This is a genomic window from uncultured Mobiluncus sp. (assembly GCF_947254095.1).
Lineage (GTDB): Bacteria > Actinomycetota > Actinomycetes > Actinomycetales > Actinomycetaceae > Mobiluncus.
The window spans coordinates 1-20,208 of record NZ_CAMYBV010000013.1; the positions used below are offsets into that span (position 1 = coordinate 1).

Here is a 20,208-nt window from a genome sequence, read left to right on the forward strand (position 1 = left end):
GTCCGGTGACAAAATTCGACGCTTCCGAGGACAGATAGATGAGTGTCCCCATCAGCTCGTCAAACTTTCCCCATCGTCCCGCTGGAGTGCGGGCTTTTAGCCAAGCGTCGAATTGCGGGTCTTGCCACAGGTCAGTGTTCATCTCGGTAGCAAAGTATCCGGGAGACAGCGTATTGACTTGAATGTTGTAGCGCGATAAATCCGCCGCGAGACCTTGAGCAAACATAGCTACGCCGCCTTTAGAGGCGCAGTATGGGGCAATGGTTTGCCGCGCTAGCCGAGACTGCACGGAACCAACCATGATGACTTTGCCACTACCGCGTTCCACCATGCGCTGCGCGACCGGTTTCGTCACGTAGAACACGGAAGAGAGATTCGTGCTGATGACCGCGTCCCATTCATCAGTGGGGAACTCGGTGATGGGGTGACGACGCTGGATACCTGCGTTGTTGACCAGAATGTCTGGCGTGCCTTGGCTATCCATAAAGTCATTGAGGGCCTGCTCGGCCTCCTGGGCATCGGTGACATCAAAAACCAGGTGTCCGACCGGGGCCCCCAGTGATTCAGATAACTGCTGGGCTGCTTGGGAAACTTTCGTGGCATCCCGGCCTTGCAGAGTGACGCGCGCCCCAGCTTTTGCTAAACCAGTGGCCAGAGCCAGCCCTAGTCCCCGGTTGGACCCGGTTACTAGGGCAGCTCGACCAGAAACATCGAACCAATTACACATAATCTTGTGGACTTCGCTTTCTAGGCAAAGACGAAAAGCAACGCCGCAATAGCGAAACCGATGACTGATTCGAGAAGCTGCTGCATGGTCCACACCTTCAGGGTGGTCTTTACGTCCATACCCGTCAATCGGCCAACCAACCAGAAACCAGAATCGTTGACGTGTGAAGCAAACACCGAACCCGCGGAAGCAGCCATGGTGATGCAGACCACGCCCCACGGCGAAAGCTGACCGGCAGCCACTGCCTGTTCGACCGCCGGAGCCAACAGCGAAGCGGCCGTGACCAGCGCTACTGTGGCCGATCCTTGTGCCAGACGCAGAGCCACCGCAATCAGGTAGGCAGCCAGCAGGAGCGGAATGCCCAAATCTTCCATCGATTTAGCCAACGCGTCACCGATTCCCGAAGCACGCAAAACCCCGCCGAACATACCGCCGGCGCCGGTGATGAGCACCACGGAACAGATTGGTCCCAAAGCGGAATCAACCACCTTTTCCAATACGGTTTTGTCCTTAGTAATCTTGCCGCCAAGCACCGCAATCGAAACCAGCGTCGAAATCAGCAGCGCTATGGGAGTTTCACCCAGAGTGATGAGGAACTTCACCCAGCTGGCGTCGCCGCTGATAACTCCCACTTTGGACAGGGTAGAGAACCCGGTGTTCATGAAAATCAACAGTACGGGCAGCAGCAGCAGCGCGATGATGGTACCTACCGAAGGGGGATTATCAGGAAGTTCATCATCCGAGACGTTACCGAACACGTGCGAAGCCTCCACCTTGACGCGGGGGGCAATGAATTTAGCCCACAGATAACCGGAGAGAATGAAAGTCGGAATGACGATGATAAAACCTTGCAGCATCACCAAACCCACATTGGCGTGGAAGTAGTCGGCTGCGGCAACAGGGCCGGGGTGGGGCGGGAGGAAAACGTGCATGACCGAGAAAGCAGCCGCAGTAGGAATCGCGTAGAGAACGATGGAACCTTTTAGCCGTTTCGCCACTGCGAAAACAATCGGCAGCATCACAATCAAGCCCGCATCAAAGAAGATGGGGAAGCCCAGAATCAGGGAGGCCACGCCCAACGCTAGGGGGGCACGTTTCTCACCGAAAAGATTAATCATGGCGTCCGCCAGTACCTTCGCGCCCCCCGATTGCTCGACCATCTTGCCGAGCATGGCACCTAAGCCAACGAGCAGCGCGACCGAGGCTAGGGTGCCTCCAAAGCCATCTTTCATCGCCCCCACGATTGAATCCAGAGGCAAACCAGTAGCTAAGGCCGTGAGGAAGCTGACCAAAACCAAGGTCAGGAAAGCATGGAGCCTGAATACAATGACCAGGACCAAAATCGCGGCAATTGCAGCTAAAGCAATGCCGAGCAGCGGTAATGTCCCCATAGTCTGGGTCCATCCCTCAATCTCAAATGGTTGCATCTAAACTCTCCTTTGAACATAGAGCAAACTCTCACTTGTATGTTGTCCGCTGAAACACCCCAAAAGTCCTCGTCAAGAACCCTGTAGGCCAGCGCTCAGCGGTAGATATGTACCCAAAGTCTACTGGAACGCGCCGCGGTTTTGGTTGAAATAGCTGCACAGGTGCAGATAATGGGATTTTTTAGACAATACGCCCGAAAAAGTTGCGCGGGCCAGCCACGAAAAACGATATGGAACTAGGATGGTTTTGGACACCGCCCGGGACTGGGCTATTGACTCGCCACGGAGAACACCATGAAGAAAGATTTGCAAAAATTATTAGTTACGCCGACCTCTTTTGCCTCTGCGGAGTTGGAGTTTGCCCGCAATCTTTTGGAAGACAGCGGCTACGAGGTGGCTTATAACCAGTCAGGCAAGCCCTTAGACGCTGATTCGTTAGTCGCAGCCGCACGCGGTTGCGTGGGGATTTTGGCGGGTTTGGACGATTTTTCAGCCGCGGTTTTGCATCAGCTCCCTGACCTGCGGGTCATTTCTCGTTACGGCGTGGGGGTTGATCGGGTAGATCTGCAGACTGCTGGCCACAACGGAGTCGTGGTGACCAACACTCCGGGAGCGAATTCCATCGCCGTCGCCGAAATGGCCTTGACCAGTATGTTTGCCCTGGCACGTCACGTCGCCCAGTTGAATGAAACGACTCGGCAGGGACAGTGGTTGCGCGTGGTGGGCACCGAGTTGTCGCAAGCCACTTTAGGGATTGTGGGATACGGCTCAATCGGGCGGGCTTTGCGCCGGCTGGTCACGGGCCTGGAAATGAAAGTGCTGGTTTACGACCCGTTTTTCGACCCCGACACCGACCCGACGGTTCAAGGCATGGAGCTGCCTGACCTGGTGCGTGAGAGCAATTTCATCTCTTTGCATCTGCCGCTCACACCGGAGACTGAACATCTGTTTGATGCTGCAATGTTCCGTCTCATGTCTCCCGGCACGTTTTTGATTAACACTTCACGAGGGGGGATTATCGATGAGTCTGCCGCCGCTGCGGCCCTGGAAGCGGGCCAGTTCGCCGGTCTCGCCTTGGACGCTTACGAGCAAGAACCGCCCGCGCCCGACCACGAACTTTTCCGTTTCCCTAACGTCATCGCCACCCCGCACAGCGGTGCCCAAACTGTCCAAAGCCGCATCCGCATGGCAAGGGGTGCGGTAGACAATCTGTTGCACGCTTTAGCCGGTAAACCGGTAACTAATCTGGCTTCTAACTAGGTTTCCTCAATCTGAACACCGCGCAAGTAACTGCAGATATACTGAAAATAAGCCGTGGCCTTTAGGAGTGCGCGATGAATGTTTTAGTTATCGAATCATCAACCAGTTCAGCCAAAGCGATGATCTATGACACGGTCAAGAACGATTTTACGGTTGAAAATGCTTTCTATCCGCCCATGGATAATGATTTGACCCTGCATGATCCCATGGTGGTTTATGAAGCGAGCTTGGCGGCGGCCAAGAAACTTCTGCAGGGTCGCAAGAACATCGACATCATTGTTCTCTCTGGGGTGTGGCATTCCATCGGATTGTTTAACCCGAACCTGGACCCGGTGACCCCCATCATGCAGTGGTCCAATACCAAGGCTTCCGACCAAGCCGAGGCTTTCCGCAACAAACCCCAACTGACCAGGGAATACTATAACCTCACGGGTGGTTATCCCAACGCTATCTATCCTTTCTTTAAACTTGCCTTCCTCAAAGAAGAGGGATACAACATTTCTTCCTACATCGCCATGGGCCAGGCCACGTATAACTTCTATCGCTTGACCGGGAACATCAAAGTTTCTCGCTGTATGGCGTCCGGTTCCGGACTGGTTAATATCACCACCGGCGAATACGACCCCAAGCTGTTAGAGGTGATTAATCTCGAGCCTTCTCAGCTTCCGGAAATTGTCGATAATAGCTATCAGGCGCCGCTTTCCGCCCAGGCTGCAGCCAGTTTGGGGTTACCGGCTGGAATCCCCGTGGTTCCCGCCATGTCCGATGGGTCACTAAATCAGCTTGGCTCGGGTGCCTTGCGCGAAGGGCAAATGACACTGTCGGTAGGCACGTCCGGTGCTTTGCGGGTCACGTCCCCTCAGCCGCAGCTCCACCCAGATATGTCCACCTGGTGCTACATCGGACCCAAGAGCTGGATTTCCGGAGCTGCAACGGCGGGTGCCTGCAACACGGTGGATTGGTTTAAAGGTTTGTCGCTGCGTCCCACCACTTACGATGAACTCGAAGCGGGGATGGATTACGCTGCTGATACTCCGGTCTTTCTGCCTTTCATTTTTGGGGAACGTAACCCCGGCTGGGGCGACAAGCGCAAAGGCGGTTTCTTAGGTCTGACCTCGAAACACGATTTCAAGCTGACTTACCAGGCCGTTTTGGAAGGGGTGTTGTTCAATCTTAAACAGTGTTACGACGCTGTAACCAAACTGAACGGAGAACCCGAGCGCATCCTCATTTCGGGGGGAATCCTCCACACCAGCATCTGGTCCCAGTTAGCAGCTAACGTATTCGGACACGCCCTGACTCCCTGTCTGGTGAAACAAAACTCTATGATGGGTGCCGCCCTATGGGGGGCGTATCTGCTGGATAGCACGCTATCCTTAGAGGATTACGAACCACCAGTGGGTGAGGAAATCGTCCCGCAGGAAGAATACGCCGAAATCACGGCCCAGAAATATCAACGCTACCTAGAGGCCTATAGCGATAACGCCAACCGGTGACGCTAGGCCGGTCCCGACTGGGTTCCACACCCTGATAACTGTGCGATTTTGCGCAATCCATTGCGCAAATGACTCGCTTTCACACAGTTTGGCGACGTATTCCATGCTGGGAGCCTCGCGGCGAGGCGATATAGTGAAGTAATGGAATTGGTACTCTTGACTGCAATCGTCTTGCTGGGTACCTGCGTGCAAGGCTTGGCTGGGATGGGTTTCGGCATGATTGCCGTCCCGGTTTTGGTGGTGGCAGCCGGGGCTCACTACGGGATTCTGTGGGGAAACATTTGCGGCGGTTTAGTCACGTTACTACTGTTCGTGACCGGTTTTCGAGATATTAACTGGTATCGTTTCCGCTTGCTGATGCTCAGTGCCTTGCCAGCTTTGTTCGCTACCGTGGTGGCGCTGCGGTTTGTGCCGGATCGGGTATTTTCCATTTTTGTGGGAATCATCATGCTGGCCATGGTGTTCTTTTCCATTTTTGCCCCGCGTTTTCGGGCGATACCAGTTTTTTCGGGGTCTCTGATTTTCGGTTTCCTCGGGGGCATGATGAGCGCCCTGGTGGCTCAGTCCGGGCCGGTCATGGCCGCTTACTCGCAAACTACCCGGTGGTCTCAGCGCGAGTTCGCGGCCACCTTGCAGCCACTGTTCCTGTGTTTCAACATTATTGTGGTGGCCAGCAAAGTCTGGTTCGGCGGTCAAAACGCCGTGCTCACCTCCCTACCCACCCCCACGATTGCCGCCATCTTGGGGGCTATCCTGGTCGGCACCGTCATTTCGCGATTACTGAAGAAATATGTCAAGCCGCAGTGGGCCCGCAACTTGGCGCTGGCCCTAGCCACGTTTGGGGCTTTGCGAGTCATCATCAGCGTGTTCCTCCCCGGCCTGCCCTAGAGCTGCCCAATGCCTCTTGGAATCGCTTTGAATGAAGCCAGATTCCTCTTGATTTTTTGCCTGGAGAGTGTCGATTTGGGGAATCGTGCAGGTTAGGGCTAGACTTAATGACCTCAGCGCTCGTAGCTCAATGGATAGAGCATCTGACTACGGATCAGAAGGTTGGGGGTTCGAGTCCCTTCGGGCGCGCTGTTCCCCGGAATCCGCTGCGATCCAGCGGACCGGGGAAAACTCATTTAACGCCCACATTTTGTTCCGCAAGCCTCGGGCTGGCTGGCCGGGCTGCCGCTAACCAGCCCCAGACGGACGCTATTGCGGGGATTACAACAAAATCCGGTAAGGTTTAAGGCGATGAAAACAAGCGAGCCGATGATTACCCTGAGCGGGGTTAGCAAAATCTATCATGTAAAGTCCGCGACGGGCGGAACCGTTCATGCCTTGGATAACATTGACCTGACGATAGCCAAAGGTTCGATTCACGGTATCGTGGGACAATCCGGAGCCGGTAAATCCACCTTAATTCGTTGCTTGACGGCGTTAGAAAAACCCACCACCGGCTCCATCACCCTTGACGGTCAAGAAATGACCGCCTTGAGTGAGACGGAACTGCGTCAGGCGCGACGCAAAATCGGGATGGTGTTCCAAGCCGCGAACCTGCTGGATTCCCGCACCGCGGCCGGAAATGTCGCCTACCCCCTCTATCTGGCTGGTGTACCGCACGGCAACCGCAAGGAAAAAGTCATGGAGTTGCTGCGTTTGGTGGGTTTAGAGGATCGTGCCTCGTCTTATCCATCCCAGCTTTCCGGGGGTCAGAAGCAGCGGGTCGGCATTGCTCGGGGTTTGGCCACCAGTCCTCAGGTTCTGTTGTGTGACGAACCGACTTCGGCGCTGGATCAGGAAACCACCAGTCAGGTTCTGCACCTGATTCGTGACCTTTCCGAAAGTTTGGGGGTCACCGTGGTGATTATTACGCACGAGATGGCGGTAGTACGTGAAATTTGTGATTCCGTCACCCTGCTGGAACACGGCAAGATTATCCAAACCGGCACGGTTGAGGACATTTTAACTGAGCCAGAAAGCCGTTTAGCGCTGGACCTGGTTCCCCGACCGCAAGTCAAGAGCAAGCCGGTGCTGAACGGTAAACCGGCCGCGCTGGTGGACATTGCTTTCAACTCGAATCCGGGCAAACCTACCGGTTCTGCCGTGATGTCGATGGTTGCCGCGGCGGGGGCGGATATCGCTGCCGGAACATTTGAAACTGTAGGAAATACCCAGGTCGGACGGTTAGCTTTGGCGGTTTCGGCTGAAAACATGAACGGTCTGATTGCGGCGATGCGTGCCAAGGGTGTGTATGCGAGCGTCAGACCTTTGGAGGCTTTGAACTTGGAGGAGGAAATCTAAAATGCTGGAACTCCTGCCCACCCTGCTGCCACACAACGCAGATTTAGTAAACCAGGTGAATTCGATTGCTTCGTCAGTCCAATCCATACTTCCCGCCGGACCTGGCGATCCGACCTGGTTTGACAACCCCGCCATCACGCGAGAGATGCTTCCTGCCACCCTTGAAACCCTCGCGATGACAGCCGTTTCGACCCTGTTCACGGTGCTGTTTGGCCTGCCGGTGGGGTTGTTCCTGGTTTCCACGGCGAAAACCGGCTTGATGCCCAACGCTGCGGTAAACAAAATTTTGGGATTCATCGTGAACTTGGGACGTTCCCTGCCGTTCCTGATTTTGGCAGTATTCATTCTCCCGTTTACGCGCCTGCTGATAGGCACCACGATAGGCTGGCAGCCGGCCTGCGTCCCGCTTATTGTCGGCGCCACGCCATTCTTTGCCCGCCTGGTCGAATCCAACATTATGGGTGTGGATTCCGGCAAGATTGAGGCGGCACAAATGATGGGTGCCAGTCGCAGCCAAATCATGTGGGGCGTGCAAGTCCGCGAGGCTCTTCCTGCCCTGATTCAATCCACGACCGTGCTGGTCATCACCATCATTGGTTATTCCGCGATTACGGGGGCGTTTGGCGGGGGAGGCTTGGGCTCTTTGGCCATTAATTACGGCCACTCGCGCTATCAAGCCGACACCTTGTTGGTTTCGCTGATTGTGATCGGCATTATCGTTATTATTCTGCAGGCCATCGGGGACTTCTTTACCCGGGTTGCGGATCACCGCTAAAATCCCTGGTCTGATAGTTCAATAACGAATTACGTGGGTTATACCGTTAGAATTGTCCCAGACTGTCTTAACTGTTGGTGATTATCGGAAGGAGGGGGTTTTGGAGTTCTTTGACCGCGTGAAATCCAAAGTGTATCGTTCCGGCCCTGACAAACCTATAGATGTGACTCAGGCTATCCGCCAAGCCATGGATCGGGGCGCCATCCCGATGTCTCGTGAACGTACCGTGGCACCAAACTATTTCGAGATTTCTATTTCTCCCGAGACTGACGCCGCTTTCGAACAGTGGGGTAAGGAAGCCTTGCTGCAAGAGTTTGTGCGTGATGCCAACGCCTACGCGACTGAGCAAAATTATTCCTTGACCGGTTCGGTTTATGTCGAATTTACGCCACTGAACCCCGAACAGCACCGCCTGGAAGTTAAGGCACGCTCCGTATCCGGGGCCCGTCCGGTTTCCGGCATGGAACCCGGAACCCCAGCCGAGCCTGTAGCACCGCCCTCCCAACCCGAACCGCAACCGGCTCCTGCACCGACTCCCGCTAGTGAGGGCCTGGAATGGAAACCTGTGGAATCCACGGCTCCGGACGTCCCAGCTAACTCCGGCGGCACAACTAACCCGCAGGAATCCGAACTTTTAGCGAAGCACGAACAAAAACCTCTGTTGGAAGTGGTCGGGGGACAGACTTACCTACTGGTGGGAGAACGTACCGTGGTGGGACGGGGACGCAACGTGGACATCGCTTTGAGTGATTCCGGGGTGTCCCATCAACATTTTGAAATTGTCCAGGTCGGCACCAACTACGTCCTGCGCGATTTGGGCTCCACGAACGGAACTTTTGTAGAGGGAAACCGCGTCAACGAAGCTACACTCTTAGATCGCAACGTGGTGACGGCGGGCCGCATCAAGATGATTTTCTGGCGCCAAGCCGCCCCACCCCAAGTATCGTGAGGCTAGGGACGAGCTGTTGAACGAACTGAGTTTTTCTTTACTGCGTCTGGGATACCTGGTGCTGCTGTGGCTCCTGGTGGGAGGTTCCATCCTGGTTTTGAGCCGTGATATCTACGGTACGGTCGTTACGCGGCGTGACCAGGCCAAATCTATGCGACCTGCCAAAGGCCGTAAACAGCGGAAGCGTGACGCCCAGGTGTCCACGCTTTTGGTGACCGAAGGGCCATTGACGGGGTCTTCCCTGCAGCTCACCGACAGGCCGGTCATTGTGGGGCGCGCTCCGACTTCAACTTTGGTGCTGGATGACGATTACGCTTCAGCTCAACACGCCCGGATTTATCCGCAAGACGGCCAGTGGTTCGTGGAGGATTTGGGCTCAACCAACGGGACTGTCGTGGGAGGAGTGCGGATTACTTCCCCGACCCCGCTCAGCGCACACACCCCGGTTCGCTTCGGGCAAACCATAGTGGAGCTGCGCTGATGTCAATCCAACTGCGTTATGCGGCTCGTTCTCACGTCGGCTTGGTTCGCAAAAACAACCAGGATTCCGGCTATGCCGGGCCGCATCTGTTGGTGCTGGCTGACGGAATGGGCGGTCCCGCCGGAGGCGACATTGCTTCTTCGGTGGCGGTGGCGCATTTGGCTCCGCTGGACGCAGATTCCCACGCTGCTGACGACTTGTTGAACCTGCTGCGTGACGCCATTGGGGAGGCTCACCGAGATTTGGTGGAGCTGTCGGGCAGCCACGAGGAGTTGCAGGGTCTGGGCACCACTTGTGTGGCGATTTTACGTTCCGGAAACAAGATGGCGATGGTTCACGTGGGTGACTCTCGAGCCTACCTATTGCGGGACAATGAGTTGACCCAGGTGACGAAAGACCATTCTTTTGTGCAGTACCTGGTGGAATCTGGAGAGCTGACCCCGGAGGAGGCCGCGCACCACCCGAAACGTTCCGTGTTGTTGCGGGTGTTGGGGGATTCACAAGGCGACGTGACTTTGGACGAGTCCGTGCGTGCGGCCGTGGTGGGGGATCGCTGGTTGCTGTGTTCGGACGGGTTGAGCGGAGTGGTTTCCGCCGAAACCATCGCCACCGTTCTGGCTGAGGAGCAAACGCCGGAGAGCTGCTGCGAAGAACTCATTGGTTTGGCGCTGAAAAGCGGTGCCCCCGACAATGTGACATGCGTGATTGCCGATGTGGTGGATTCCGATGAGGAACTGACCGCTACCGCCCCCCAGATTGTGGGAGCCGCCTCCATTCGACCTGCCGGAGCCAGTATCAGCGAAGCCACCCCCGCAGAGAAAGCCGCGATGCTGCGCCGCGGGAAACCTCTGGAGCAGGATGAATTTGCCACCCGTACCCCGAAAGATCCCCGCAAGATGTCCCGGCGGGGCTGGTTCATCGGCATATTTTTGACGCTGGTGATTTTGGCGGGTTTGGGGCTCGGAGCCTGGTTTTCCTATGGCTGGACTCAAAAACAGTACTTCTTGGGGGTGAACCAGGGCAAAGTGACCCTGTTTAGGGGGATTGACCAATCCATCGGCTCGTGGGATTTGTACCACCCTGTCGAAGAGATGGGGCTACGCGATTCCGATTTGGCTCCCGTCATTCAGCAGCGCCTGGAAAAGAGCATTTCTCTGCGGAGTCGTGAGGAGGCTCGGGAGCTGATTGCGTCGTGGCGGGACACCGGAATGGTGAAGGAAACGAAAAAGCCCGCACCGAAGCTTGTGACCCCGACCCCGGCAACACCTGAGACAACCACGTCAACCGAAGAATCCCCGAATATTGCGGGAGGTAACCAGTAATGGCTACCATTGTGCAATATCCTGCCAGATCCGGACGCCGCTCCGAACTGGTCTTGCTCATCCTGGCGATCTTGGTCGGGGTCGGAGCCTATCTTTCCATCATGGTTTCTCATCCGGAGGCTCCCCAGGTTTGGTACTGGTATTGCATCGCTATCGCCGTGGGGGGAATCGGGCTGCACGTGGCGATACGATTTTTGGCGCCCTATGCCGATCCGGTCATTATGCCGGTAGCTGTGGCGTTAAACGGGATTGGTTTGGCGATGATTTCGCGCCTGGACCTGTACTATCAGCAGCGCGCCGATACCACCGGTTCCACCGCGGTGCGTAACGCCATGTTGACCCAGGTCAACAACGAACGCCAAGTCATTTTCATGGTCGGGTCCATCGCGGTGGTAATCCTGACCCTGCTGGCGTTTCGGGATCATCGCAGCCTGCGAAAATTTGCCTGGCCCGCCCTGGTTGTCGCCATTTTGCTGATGCTTTCCACCAAGATTCCGGGACTGGGTCAAACCGTCAACGGTGCCGATATTTCCTTGCGGATTTTGGGATTCACGATTCAACCTAACGAATTTGCCAAGATTTTGCTGGCGATTTTCTTTGCCGGATATCTGGAATACCGCCGGGATTCCCTGGCTATCGCTGGGAAAAAGATTGGATTCATTCAGCTGCCCCGATGGCGCGACCTGCTGCCGATTCTGGTCGTCTGGGCAGCGGTGATGGGTCTGTTGGTGCTGCAAAAGGACTTGGGGGTGGCGCTGCTGCTGTTCGCCATCTTTGTGGCCGTACTCTATGTCGCTACGGACCGTCCGTCTTGGATTATCTTTGGCGGGGTGTTGATGATACCGATGGCCGTCGTGGCCTATCTGTCCTTCTCTCACGTGCAAGACCGGGTGACGAACTGGCTGAACGCTTTAGACCTGGATGTCGCCAACCCGGATCGAGTCGGCGGTTCTTGGCAGCTGGTCAACGCCCTGTTCGGCATGGCTTACGGCGGCTTGACCGGAACCGGGTGGGGTTTGGGTCGGCCGGGTCAAACTCCCTTGGCAAACTCGGATTTCATCGTGTCCTCCATCGCTGAGGAAATCGGTCTGACCGGTATGTTAGCCGTAATGCTGCTGTACCTGATTCTGGTACTGCGCGGATTGCGAGCCGCGATGGGGGTGCGCGACGGTTTCGGGAAACTGCTAGCCACCGCTTTGGCTTTCGGTATTGGGGCGCAGCTGTTTATCGTGGCGGGAGGCGTGACCCGCCTAATTCCCTCGACCGGTTTGACTGCCCCGTTCCTGGCCGCGGGGGGCGTTTCTTCCGTCGCCAACTGGTTGGCAGTAGCGATTCTGCTGCGCATCTCCGATTCAGCACGTCGACCAGTCCCTTCTGATGGGTCCGGCGGTTTTCGGTTGACATCCGGTACCGGTGACTCGGGAGATGCTGGGCTCGGCGGGGGGCCTCTTGACTACGCCGCCACCGAACGGGTGGTGATGCCCCAGTGAACGCTCAGATTCGCCGTTTAGCGGTTGCCCTGATTGTCATGATTGTGGCGTTGATGGGGGCGTTAACCTATCAGCAGTTTATTTTTGCTCCGACCCTGAATGCCCACCCCCTGAACCGGCGGGTCACCGACGCCTACTGGAACCAGGAGCGCGGCAAGATTGTGACCGGAGACGGCGCCCTGGTACTGGCTCAGTCACTGCCCGTGGGAACCGAACCGGACGTGACCTACGCCCGGAACTATCCCCAGGGCGCAAAGTACGCCCATATTACGGGTTATTTTCCGGCAGCGATTCGCGGCCAGATGACGGACCTGGAAAAGGCCGCCGAACCGGTCTTGTCCGGCAAAGCGGATTCCCAATGGATGCAGCGTCTGCAGGACCTGTTTACCGGCGCCCAGCCGCAGGCTGGAAACGTATCACTGACCATCAATCCGGCAGTCCAAGACGCGATGACCGCGGCTTTGTCCGGGAAAACCGGCGCCGCCGTGGCACTGAACCCGAAAACGGGAGAAATCCTGGGAATGGCATCCTCCCCCGCTTTTGACCCCAACGCTTTGAGCGGCCCGGACGGCAACGCCCTGCAAAGTACCTACAACGCTTTGGTCGCCGACCCGCAAAAACCCCTTCTGAACAGGGCAATTAGCGAACTTTATCCCCCCGGTTCGACGTTTAAGATTGTGACCACCGCGGCTCTGCTGTCTCACGGGACGGTTGCCGCAGATACGATTGTGGACGCCCCCGATTCTCTGGATTTGCCGGGCACCAACGTGAAACTCATCAACTTTGCTGGAGAATCTTGCGGAAACGGCCAAGTGCCGTTGCATAAAGCCTTTGCCATGTCCTGTAACACCCCGTTTGCCGCATTGGGAATGCAGTTGGGCGGCGAGCCTTTGCAGGCACAAGCCAAAGCCTTTGGTTTCGGCACCGTCCCGAACGTGCCTCTGACCGGGGTGGCGTCCCAATTTCCTCCTCCGGAAGCGCCGTCTTTCCTGGCGAACGCCGCGATTGGCCAGCAGTCCGTGCGGGTGACGCCCCTACAGATGGCGATGGTGGCGAGCGCTGTCGCTAACGACGGAAAAGTCATGACGCCTTACCTGATTAATCAGGAACTGTCCTCCGATTTCCAGGTCCTCAAACAGTATGCTCCACAAGTTTTGAGCCGGGCGGTGTCACCGGAAATCGCCGCCAGTATCCGCCAAATGATGGTGGAAGTCGTGCAATCTGGAACCGGCAAGGCTGCCGGTATTCCCGGCCTGAATGTCGCAGGTAAAACCGGAACCGCCGAAACAGGGGTGGGGCGCGGCCTAGATCAGTGGTTTGTAGGATTTGCCCCGGCAGAAGACCCGCGCATTGCCGTAGCGATTGTGGTGGAGGATCCGCAGGGCGTGTACGGTACCGGGGGTACCGTGGCTGCTCCGCTGGCACGCAGCATTCTGCAGGCAGGAGTGAGCCAATGATTGGGGCAAATACGGTGCTCAACGACCGTTACCGCCTGGTTTCTATCCTGGCGACCGGCGGAATGGGCGTGATTTGGCGCGGTTGGGACAAACGCAGCCAAAACGTCGTCGCAGTGAAAGTGTTAAAAGAGGAACTCATCGGTCAGGCAACATTCCTGGCCCGTTTGCGTGCCGAAGCCACCAACGCCGCCCGCCTGCATCATCCTAACCTCGCCGCCGTTTTTGATTGGGGCGAAACAGATGGCCAGGGCTGGATTGTGATGGAGCTGGTGGAGGGCCGTCCCCTGTCAGACATTCTGGCGGGAGGCCAAGTTCTGACTTGGGAACAGCTCGCCCCGATTCTGATCCAGATCGCGAACGGCCTGCAGGCTTCCCACGAGGCGCACGTCATACACCGTGATGTAAAACCCTCGAATATTCTGGTTTCCGACAAGGGCGTGGCGAAACTGACGGACTTCGGGATTTCGTTGGCTCCGCGCGCCGAGGCCCTGACCGCGGCCGGGATGGTGATGGGTACTGCCCAGTATCTGCCTCCCGAACAGGCGATGGGTGAAACCGCGACCGCCTTGGGTGATATTTATGCTCTGGGTGTCATCTCCTACGAAGCCTTGGCTGGAAAACGTCCGTTTACGGGCCCCACCCAGGTAGACATCGCGATGTCACACGTGAAAGACCCGGTTCCGCCCCTTCCCGAAACGGTAAATTCCCAAGTGGCAGCGTTGATTTACCAAATGTTGGAAAAAGACCCGCGGCTGCGTCCCCAATCGGCGAAACAGCTCGCTGAGGCGATTCAGGCGCTGTGGCACGGCACGGTACCGCTGTCGTTTACCCCACGCATGAGTTTTTCACGCAATTTGGCCGACGCTCCCCCGACCGCTCAGATGCCCGTGGCACCGGTCGAGGACACCCCGAAAGATGTGTCATCGGAATCCCCGTCCGCAAATGCACCCGCCGTATCTGCTTCTCCAACCCAACCTGCGGCGGCGTCCCCGGTCACTCCCACCAAAGCACCTGCTGCGCCGGTCGACCCGGCACCGCAGCCCCCTCGTGTGGTCTCGGCCAAACCTGACGCGACGGCTCCCGCAGTTGGCCCGCACCAGACCGATTTGGTCCCGCCTGCCGCTTTTGCCCCGGAGACGTCCGCCCCGCCCTTGCGACCTAATTTTCAGCGGGTAAAACCGGCTCAACCTGCCGCTATACCGGTAGGTTCCCAGGCAATCCCTTCCGAGCGTCACGAGGAAATGATGCGTTACCTGGAAGACGAACCGCTGCCCCAGCCGGAGTCGGGATCGAAACGAAAACTTGTTGTTGCATTAGTCATCACCGCTGTGGTGTTGATAGCGTTGATTTTTGGGTTGGCAACCACCCTGCGTACCGGAGCCTCAACCGGTAACCTTGAATCGGGCTTGACCGTAACGTCGGTTGCAGCCCCAGCCAGCTCGCCAGTAGAGGAGGAAAACCTTGAGTCAGTCTGACCGGATTATCGGCGGGCGCTACGAAATTAGCCAGCTCATCGGACGCGGCGGTATGGCGGAAGTCCATATCGGTACTGACACGCGCCTGAACCGGATTGTAGCGATTAAGATTTTGCGTCAGGACTTGGCGCGCGACCCCGTCTTTCAGGCCCGCTTCCGCCGCGAAGCCCAGTCGGCGGCGAACCTGAACCATCCCTCTATCGTGGCTGTCTATGACACGGGTGAGGAAACCATCACCGCTTCTGATGGCGCTGAGATAAAGGTGCCCTACATCGTCATGGAGTACGTGGAAGGTCACACGGTACGGGAGCTGCTGACGGACGGGAATCCGGTTCCGCTGGAGGAAGCGGTCGAAATCGTTTCCGGTGTCCTGGACGCGTTGGAGTATGCTCACCATCAAAACTTGGTGCACCGCGACATTAAGCCCGGCAATGTGATGATTACCACGACCGGGAAAATCAAGGTGATGGACTTTGGGATTGCTCGCGCCCTGTCAGATTCCCAAGCCACGATGACGCAAACCGATGCGGTGGTGGGCACCGCCCAGTATCTGTCTCCCGAACAGGCACGCGGCGAACAGGTTGATGCCCGTTCTGACCTGTATTCCGCGGGGTGTTTACTGTTCGAGCTGCTGACTGGCCAGCCCCCGTTCAAGGGCGATTCGGCTGTGGCGGTCGCGTTCCAGCACGTTTCTCAGCTGCCGCCTCTACCTTCCTCGATTGCCCCGGATATTCCGGAATCTCTGGACCGCGTGGTGATGAAAGCGTTGGCGAAAGACCGTGAAGACCGCTATCCCGATGCCGCTCATATGCGCGCTGACCTGCAGGCTTCTCTGCGTGGAGGGAACGTGGCGGCTCCCGCCACGTCAACCTGGACAGCTCCTTTGGTCGGTGATACCACCGGTGCGACCACTGTCTTGCCGCCTGTAAATCAGGGGTACCCCTCTAACTACGGAACCGCTAGGTCTAACGCAATGTCTCCTGCGGGACAGACCACCCAAACTTTGGAGGCCACAGATTCGACCCAGAACCATCGCGGTAAAACCAATAAGAAACCGCTGATTATTGTCATTGTGCTACTGGCGATTTTGGCGGCTTTGGGCATCGGATTTTGGCTGGTTTTCAGCGGAGACAAGCCAACCGATGAGATGGTTGAGATTCCCTCTCTGGATGGCATGAACCAGGAAGAAGCCTCCACCGCGATTAACGATGCGGGACTGGTGTTCCGCCTGGGCCGCGGGGTCAGTTCCGAGGACATTCCGGAGGGTATTTTTGTTAAATCCGATCCGGCGGTGGGAACGAAGGTTGCCAAAGGTTCCAAGGTGTTTGTCTCGCTTTCTACCGGCCCGGGCGATGCCAGTGTTCCCTCGCTGGCTGGGCTGACTCAGGATCAGGCTCGGAAGGCTTTGGAGGCGGAAGGCTTAGAGATTGGCAGCATCACGACCTCTGATTCGGGCACGATAGACAAGGATAAAGTCATTAAATCCAACCCCGCCGAGGGCGAAGCGGTTAAGAAGGGCGACTCGGTCGACCTGGAAGTGGCCTCCGGTAACTTCCGGATTCCTCAAGACCTGGTGGGAGGCACCAAGGAGGCTTTGCAACAGTTTGTGGACGCCAACCGGGTGCGTTTGACGATAACCGAAAAGGAAGATGCTACAGCTGCTCCGGGCACCGTGTTGTCTTTGGACAAGGCCGGTCAGTTGGTTGGGCTGGATACCTCTATGACCGCGGTGGTGGCGATTGCCCCGAAAGAACCCACGACTAAGCCAGAAGTTCCGACTGATGCCCCGACCGCACCTATGGAGCCTTCACACGCCCCGGAATCGCCCGGCACGTGAGGCGGGTTGCCGTACCCGGGGAGGGCGTGATTTCGCTAGCGTCGATTAGTTGCCGGGCTGCGGTTGTTCCGCTGGTTCTCCAACCCAGGTTGTTTTGCCGGTTCCGGTAGCGGGGTCCAAGACGGTGCGGCAATAGAACTTATTGCCGTTGGCATCAACTATCATCTGGCCAACCTCGCAGGTCGCACCGCCTTGCTGAGCGCGCTGTTCCTGCTCCATCTGCTGCTGTTGACGCAGCAACTGTTCTTCGGATTCTTTCCGGGCCTGTTCTAAACGTTTGTCATCTATAGCTTTGGTGACCGCGGTGATGTCCTCATCCAGACGATCCACGGAGGCACGCATCGATTCGTTGAGACCATCGACCTTATCGTCTGGCACGGTTGACAGGGAGTTAACTTGGTTCAAAAGGCGTTTCGCGTCCTCAATCTGAGCCGCTAGAGATGCTCTGGGTTCGGTATTAGCTTCTATATCCGCAGCGGTTTGCGCCAGTTTTTCCGCCTGGGCAATCTTATCTGCCAAGGCTTTCTGGGCTACCGTCAGACTGTTGAGATTTTCAGCTTCCTGAATTTCTCGCAGCGCAGCCTCCAGCTCAGTTTGCTGCTTTTTCAACGCTTCAGCCTGAGCCATCATGGTGGAGGTTTTCTTGGCGACATCCTTACCGGTACATTCCAGAGGTTTCACTTCTTTACTGGCCTGCCGAACTTTCGCCTGAATGTCATCAAGCATCGCGGGGTCTTTGACTTGAGAGGAATCAACCGCGGTTAAAGTATTTTCCGCGTCGGACACTACCTGCTGCAGCGAAGTGTACTGTTTGGTTAAATCCTGGCTGGCTTTCGCACAAGCCGAACGCGCTCCTTGGGAATCGCCGCTCAGCACCCACATCGCGACCAAGCCGATAACGAGCGCCACCAAAATGACAGCAGACACGATGATGGCTATGGTCCAGCGGCGGCGGGCTTTGGCGATTTGTTCCGCGGGCAGAATCTGAGGATTAGGGCGTGCCCGGTTGGGGGTACGGCCCTGCTGCGCAACGGGTTTTTGCGTATTTCCCACCATCACTCACCTCTCACCGCCAAAACTAGCTAACTCTAGTCTAACCCGGTAATAGTTCGGAATAATATCCCGGCTCCGGAATCGGGCTTTAACACCAAAAATCACCCCGTTGATAGGTAGGGAAACCTGACACATGCCCCGCTAAGCCGGGCGCTGACCGTGTTCCGGGAGGGTTTCCCGCCCATGTGTGCAGGATTCAGACCCCTTTGCATGGACAAACCTTAAGGTTACCTTGGAAAATGCTAGGAATATGGGTATAATGGGAGGTAATATCCATTTCAGAGGTCAAGGCCGGTGTACTCATGGACGAATTATCTAAGGAAGAACTTGAGGCTATCAATCCCGATACCCCCCTGGTTCGTCTGCAGACTATCGCGCAAGACGCTCCGGAGCTGCGCCCTGTACTAGCTTTGAACCCCTCAACCTATCCTGACCTGTTGGATTGGTTAGGTGAACTGCAAGATACACAGATTAATGCGGCCTTAGCGAAACGCGCCAAACTGGTGCAGCGAGGCGAACTGAAAAACTACGCGATGGATTGTTTGTCCTCAGCCAAGCCCGTCTCAGAACCGCCAGTCCACCCAGAACCCCAAGTATCTCCACCGAGCAAGCCGGCGACAGACCCGCAGCCCGAAACTTACCAACTGACGGAACCGCCAGCTTCTGAGGAACCTCAGCCCACCGGAACATCGGATTCGCCCGTCGTTGAAAATCCGGACCTTTCCGCTGGTGAAGTGGAGTTACACCAGGACGGTGCGACTTCAGCCGCCACGGCCGCGGCCGAAATGGCGGCGATAAACCGGGCACGAACCGCCGCTCCTCAGGATTACACGGCCAGCTACCCCGCAGCTCCGGCTCTCTCTACTACCGAAAAGATTGGTGCCCGGCTTCCCAGTCCTGCGATGACCGCCAGACATCGGTTCAACCGGTTGTGGCTGTGGATGATTTTCGGGTTATTGATTTGGCTGGTCGTGATTATGCTGGTTGTCTGGGGGCTCACCAGCCAAGCTGAAAAACCAGTTTCACTCAGTGCCAACGCGGCCGAACCCACCCCGAGTGTCAGCGCCACTCCCCAAGAGCTGGTACAAACTAGCTTGCCGGAAGGCTACACCGGCCCCACCAAGATTATTGAGGTTCCGGGACCCCACCCCGGCCAGACCATAAAACAGGTTGTCCCTGATGACAGCGCGAGCGCCAGCGCTTCGCCTACGCCCACGCCCACACCCACGAATCCGTTGGCTCCCCCCGCAAATGCCAAGATACTCAATAGTTTTACCACTGCTGATGGCAATGTTCGCTGCATTTTCGGCAAGTCACAAGTACAGTGTTTCGCTAACTCCACGGATCCTTACTATTGTTCTGCGCAAGCCCCGAATTCGGGATACAGCGATGCGCTTTACGCCTCGCACAGCCGCAACCACGAGTATGCGTGTATCGAACCTATCGACACCGCCACAGAAGGGACTTTGGCTGCCAACGAAACGGTGACGAACGGGATTTTTGCCTGCCACGCCAGTAATTCCGGCAACCGCGTGGTGTGCTGGAACACCACCGCAGGCGACGGCATCGTGGTGGGCAGCGACTTGGCGGCACGTTTCGGGAAAGGCAAGTACATTCCTCCGCAGTGGGATAAGTAAGCAGCGTCTTACTGATTGCCGTCCCTAGGTTTGTAGGCCGCGAAATATGCTTTACCCCCGGCGGAACCGGGGGTGAAGTGCAGGTTTTATCGGGGTTATCGTACTGCCCCGTGTCCGGCTGCGACCTGAGCCATATCTAAGTTCCGAACCTGGTGCAGCAGTTCGTCCAGCTGAGTGCCTTGGAGCAAACCGGCCTCACGGAACACAAGAACTGACTGGCGGAAAATCATCAGCGTCGGGATGGAAACAATGCCCGCCGCACTCACCAACGGTTTTTGTTCCTCGGTGTTGACGGTGCCAAAGAAAACGTCCTGGTTACGCAAGGAAGCCTGTTCAAAAACCGGGGTAAATAGGCGGCATGGACTGCACCACGGAGCCCAGAATTCGAGCACCACAATATCGTTCTCACTCATGGCCTGAGCCATGTTCTCTTGAGTGACAATATTTACTGCCATGAGTCGGTGCTCCTTCCTGCAATGAGTTTAGCACAGAGAGATAGGACTCTAAGTTTATTATCTTCAAATATTTAACTT

General features: G+C 56.7%; 17 protein-coding genes and 1 tRNA gene. 14 read left to right on the forward strand and 4 right to left on the reverse strand.

What is annotated here, in order from left to right; translation table 11 throughout:
• Both Q0X47_RS05795 and Q0X47_RS05800 read right to left on the reverse strand, forming a co-directional pair.
• Positions 1-727 (reverse strand): SDR family NAD(P)-dependent oxidoreductase (locus tag Q0X47_RS05795; RefSeq protein ID WP_297723818.1); only part of this gene is annotated, 727 nt, incomplete at its 3' end.
• Between the two features lie 20 nt (positions 728-747).
• Entirely contained in the window at positions 748-2,154 is a 1,407-nt protein-coding gene (locus Q0X47_RS05800; RefSeq protein ID WP_297723820.1) for a GntP family permease, read from the reverse strand.
• Positions 2,155-2,448: 294 nt separating this feature from the next.
• Here Q0X47_RS05800 and Q0X47_RS05805 point away from each other — a divergent pair, with 294 nt between their 5' ends.
• From Q0X47_RS05805 to pknB, 13 genes are all read left to right on the forward strand, one after another.
• Positions 2,449-3,414, forward strand: coding sequence for a phosphoglycerate dehydrogenase (locus Q0X47_RS05805; RefSeq protein ID WP_297723822.1), 966 nt, complete (start codon positions 2,449-2,451; stop codon positions 3,412-3,414).
• Between the two features lie 74 nt (positions 3,415-3,488).
• On the forward strand, positions 3,489-4,910 hold the full coding sequence (locus Q0X47_RS05810) for a gluconokinase (protein WP_297723824.1): 1,422 nt from the start codon (positions 3,489-3,491) through the stop codon (positions 4,908-4,910).
• A gap of 141 nt (positions 4,911-5,051) precedes the next feature.
• A complete protein-coding gene (locus Q0X47_RS05815; RefSeq protein WP_297723826.1) occupies positions 5,052-5,798 on the forward strand; it encodes a sulfite exporter TauE/SafE family protein in 747 nt (248 codons plus the stop codon).
• Between the two features lie 116 nt (positions 5,799-5,914).
• Positions 5,915-5,987 (forward strand) — tRNA-Arg (locus Q0X47_RS05820).
• 162 nt (positions 5,988-6,149) lie between these two features.
• Positions 6,150-7,199, forward strand: coding sequence for a methionine ABC transporter ATP-binding protein (locus Q0X47_RS05825; protein ID WP_297723828.1), 1,050 nt, complete (start codon positions 6,150-6,152; stop codon positions 7,197-7,199).
• Between the two features lies 1 nt (position 7,200).
• Positions 7,201-7,974: a methionine ABC transporter permease gene (locus Q0X47_RS05830; RefSeq protein WP_297723830.1), complete on the forward strand. Its 774-nt coding sequence runs from the start codon at positions 7,201-7,203 to the stop codon at positions 7,972-7,974.
• 100 nt (positions 7,975-8,074) lie between these two features.
• Positions 8,075-8,923 carry an FhaA domain-containing protein gene (locus tag Q0X47_RS05835; RefSeq protein WP_297723832.1) on the forward strand — a complete coding sequence of 283 codons (849 nt, stop codon included), beginning with the start codon at positions 8,075-8,077 and terminating at the stop codon, positions 8,921-8,923.
• A gap of 16 nt (positions 8,924-8,939) precedes the next feature.
• Positions 8,940-9,404 carry an FHA domain-containing protein gene (locus Q0X47_RS05840; RefSeq protein WP_297723834.1) on the forward strand — a complete coding sequence of 155 codons (465 nt, stop codon included), beginning with the start codon at positions 8,940-8,942 and terminating at the stop codon, positions 9,402-9,404.
• A complete protein-coding gene (locus tag Q0X47_RS05845) occupies positions 9,404-10,726 on the forward strand; it encodes a PP2C family serine/threonine-protein phosphatase (protein ID WP_297723836.1) in 1,323 nt (440 codons plus the stop codon). The genes Q0X47_RS05840 and Q0X47_RS05845 overlap by 1 nt, the downstream gene beginning before the upstream one ends.
• On the forward strand, positions 10,726-12,216 hold the full coding sequence (locus Q0X47_RS05850; RefSeq protein ID WP_297723837.1) for an FtsW/RodA/SpoVE family cell cycle protein: 1,491 nt from the start codon (positions 10,726-10,728) through the stop codon (positions 12,214-12,216). The genes Q0X47_RS05845 and Q0X47_RS05850 overlap by 1 nt, the downstream gene beginning before the upstream one ends.
• Complete coding sequence (locus Q0X47_RS05855; protein WP_297723839.1) at positions 12,213-13,673, forward strand: penicillin-binding protein 2; 1,461 nt, start codon at positions 12,213-12,215, stop codon at positions 13,671-13,673. Before Q0X47_RS05850 ends, Q0X47_RS05855 begins: the two co-directional genes overlap by 4 nt.
• Positions 13,670-15,148, forward strand: a complete 1,479-nt coding sequence (locus Q0X47_RS05860) for a serine/threonine protein kinase (RefSeq protein ID WP_297723841.1) — start codon at positions 13,670-13,672, stop codon at positions 15,146-15,148. Before Q0X47_RS05855 ends, Q0X47_RS05860 begins: the two co-directional genes overlap by 4 nt.
• On the forward strand, positions 15,135-16,985 hold the full coding sequence (gene pknB / locus Q0X47_RS05865) for a Stk1 family PASTA domain-containing Ser/Thr kinase (protein WP_297723843.1): 1,851 nt from the start codon (positions 15,135-15,137) through the stop codon (positions 16,983-16,985). The genes Q0X47_RS05860 and pknB overlap by 14 nt, the downstream gene beginning before the upstream one ends.
• A gap of 45 nt (positions 16,986-17,030) precedes the next feature.
• Here the strand turns inward: pknB and Q0X47_RS05870 are convergent, their stop codons facing one another.
• Positions 17,031-18,041, reverse strand: a complete 1,011-nt coding sequence (locus tag Q0X47_RS05870; protein ID WP_297723845.1) for a hypothetical protein — start codon at positions 18,039-18,041, stop codon at positions 17,031-17,033.
• Positions 18,042-18,340: 299 nt separating this feature from the next.
• Between Q0X47_RS05870 and Q0X47_RS05875 the strand changes: the two genes are divergently transcribed.
• Positions 18,341-19,675 (forward strand): hypothetical protein, encoded by a 1,335-nt coding sequence (locus Q0X47_RS05875; protein ID WP_297723846.1) that lies wholly within the window; start codon positions 18,341-18,343, stop codon positions 19,673-19,675.
• 95 nt (positions 19,676-19,770) lie between these two features.
• On the opposite strand, the gene Q0X47_RS05880 is transcribed toward Q0X47_RS05875, so the two are convergent.
• Complete coding sequence (locus Q0X47_RS05880; protein ID WP_297723848.1) at positions 19,771-20,130, reverse strand: thioredoxin domain-containing protein; 360 nt, start codon at positions 20,128-20,130, stop codon at positions 19,771-19,773.
• Positions 20,131-20,208: the final 78 nt, after the last annotated feature.

What these genes read in the sequence shown, in the direction of transcription:
- Q0X47_RS05860 (WP_297723841.1), top strand. Translation starts at nt 13,670, where the DNA reads ATGATTGGGGCAAATACGGTGCTCAACGACCGTTACCGCCTGGTTTCT.
- Q0X47_RS05805 (WP_297723822.1), top strand. Translation starts at nt 2,449, where the DNA reads ATGAAGAAAGATTTGCAAAAATTATTAGTTACGCCGACCTCTTTTGCC.
- Q0X47_RS05815 (WP_297723826.1), top strand. Translation starts at nt 5,052, where the DNA reads ATGGAATTGGTACTCTTGACTGCAATCGTCTTGCTGGGTACCTGCGTG.
- Q0X47_RS05830 (WP_297723830.1), top strand. Translation starts at nt 7,201, where the DNA reads ATGCTGGAACTCCTGCCCACCCTGCTGCCACACAACGCAGATTTAGTA.
- Q0X47_RS05850 (WP_297723837.1), top strand. Translation starts at nt 10,726, where the DNA reads ATGGCTACCATTGTGCAATATCCTGCCAGATCCGGACGCCGCTCCGAA.
- Q0X47_RS05870 (WP_297723845.1), bottom strand. Translation starts at nt 18,041, where the DNA reads ATGGTGGGAAATACGCAAAAACCCGTTGCGCAGCAGGGCCGTACCCCC.
- Q0X47_RS05875 (WP_297723846.1), top strand. Translation starts at nt 18,341, where the DNA reads ATGGACGAATTATCTAAGGAAGAACTTGAGGCTATCAATCCCGATACC.
- Q0X47_RS05800 (WP_297723820.1), bottom strand. Translation starts at nt 2,154, where the DNA reads ATGCAACCATTTGAGATTGAGGGATGGACCCAGACTATGGGGACATTA.
- Q0X47_RS05845 (WP_297723836.1), top strand. Translation starts at nt 9,404, where the DNA reads ATGTCAATCCAACTGCGTTATGCGGCTCGTTCTCACGTCGGCTTGGTT.
- Q0X47_RS05825 (WP_297723828.1), top strand. Translation starts at nt 6,150, where the DNA reads ATGAAAACAAGCGAGCCGATGATTACCCTGAGCGGGGTTAGCAAAATC.
- Q0X47_RS05810 (WP_297723824.1), top strand. Translation starts at nt 3,489, where the DNA reads ATGAATGTTTTAGTTATCGAATCATCAACCAGTTCAGCCAAAGCGATG.
- Q0X47_RS05880 (WP_297723848.1), bottom strand. Translation starts at nt 20,130, where the DNA reads ATGGCAGTAAATATTGTCACTCAAGAGAACATGGCTCAGGCCATGAGT.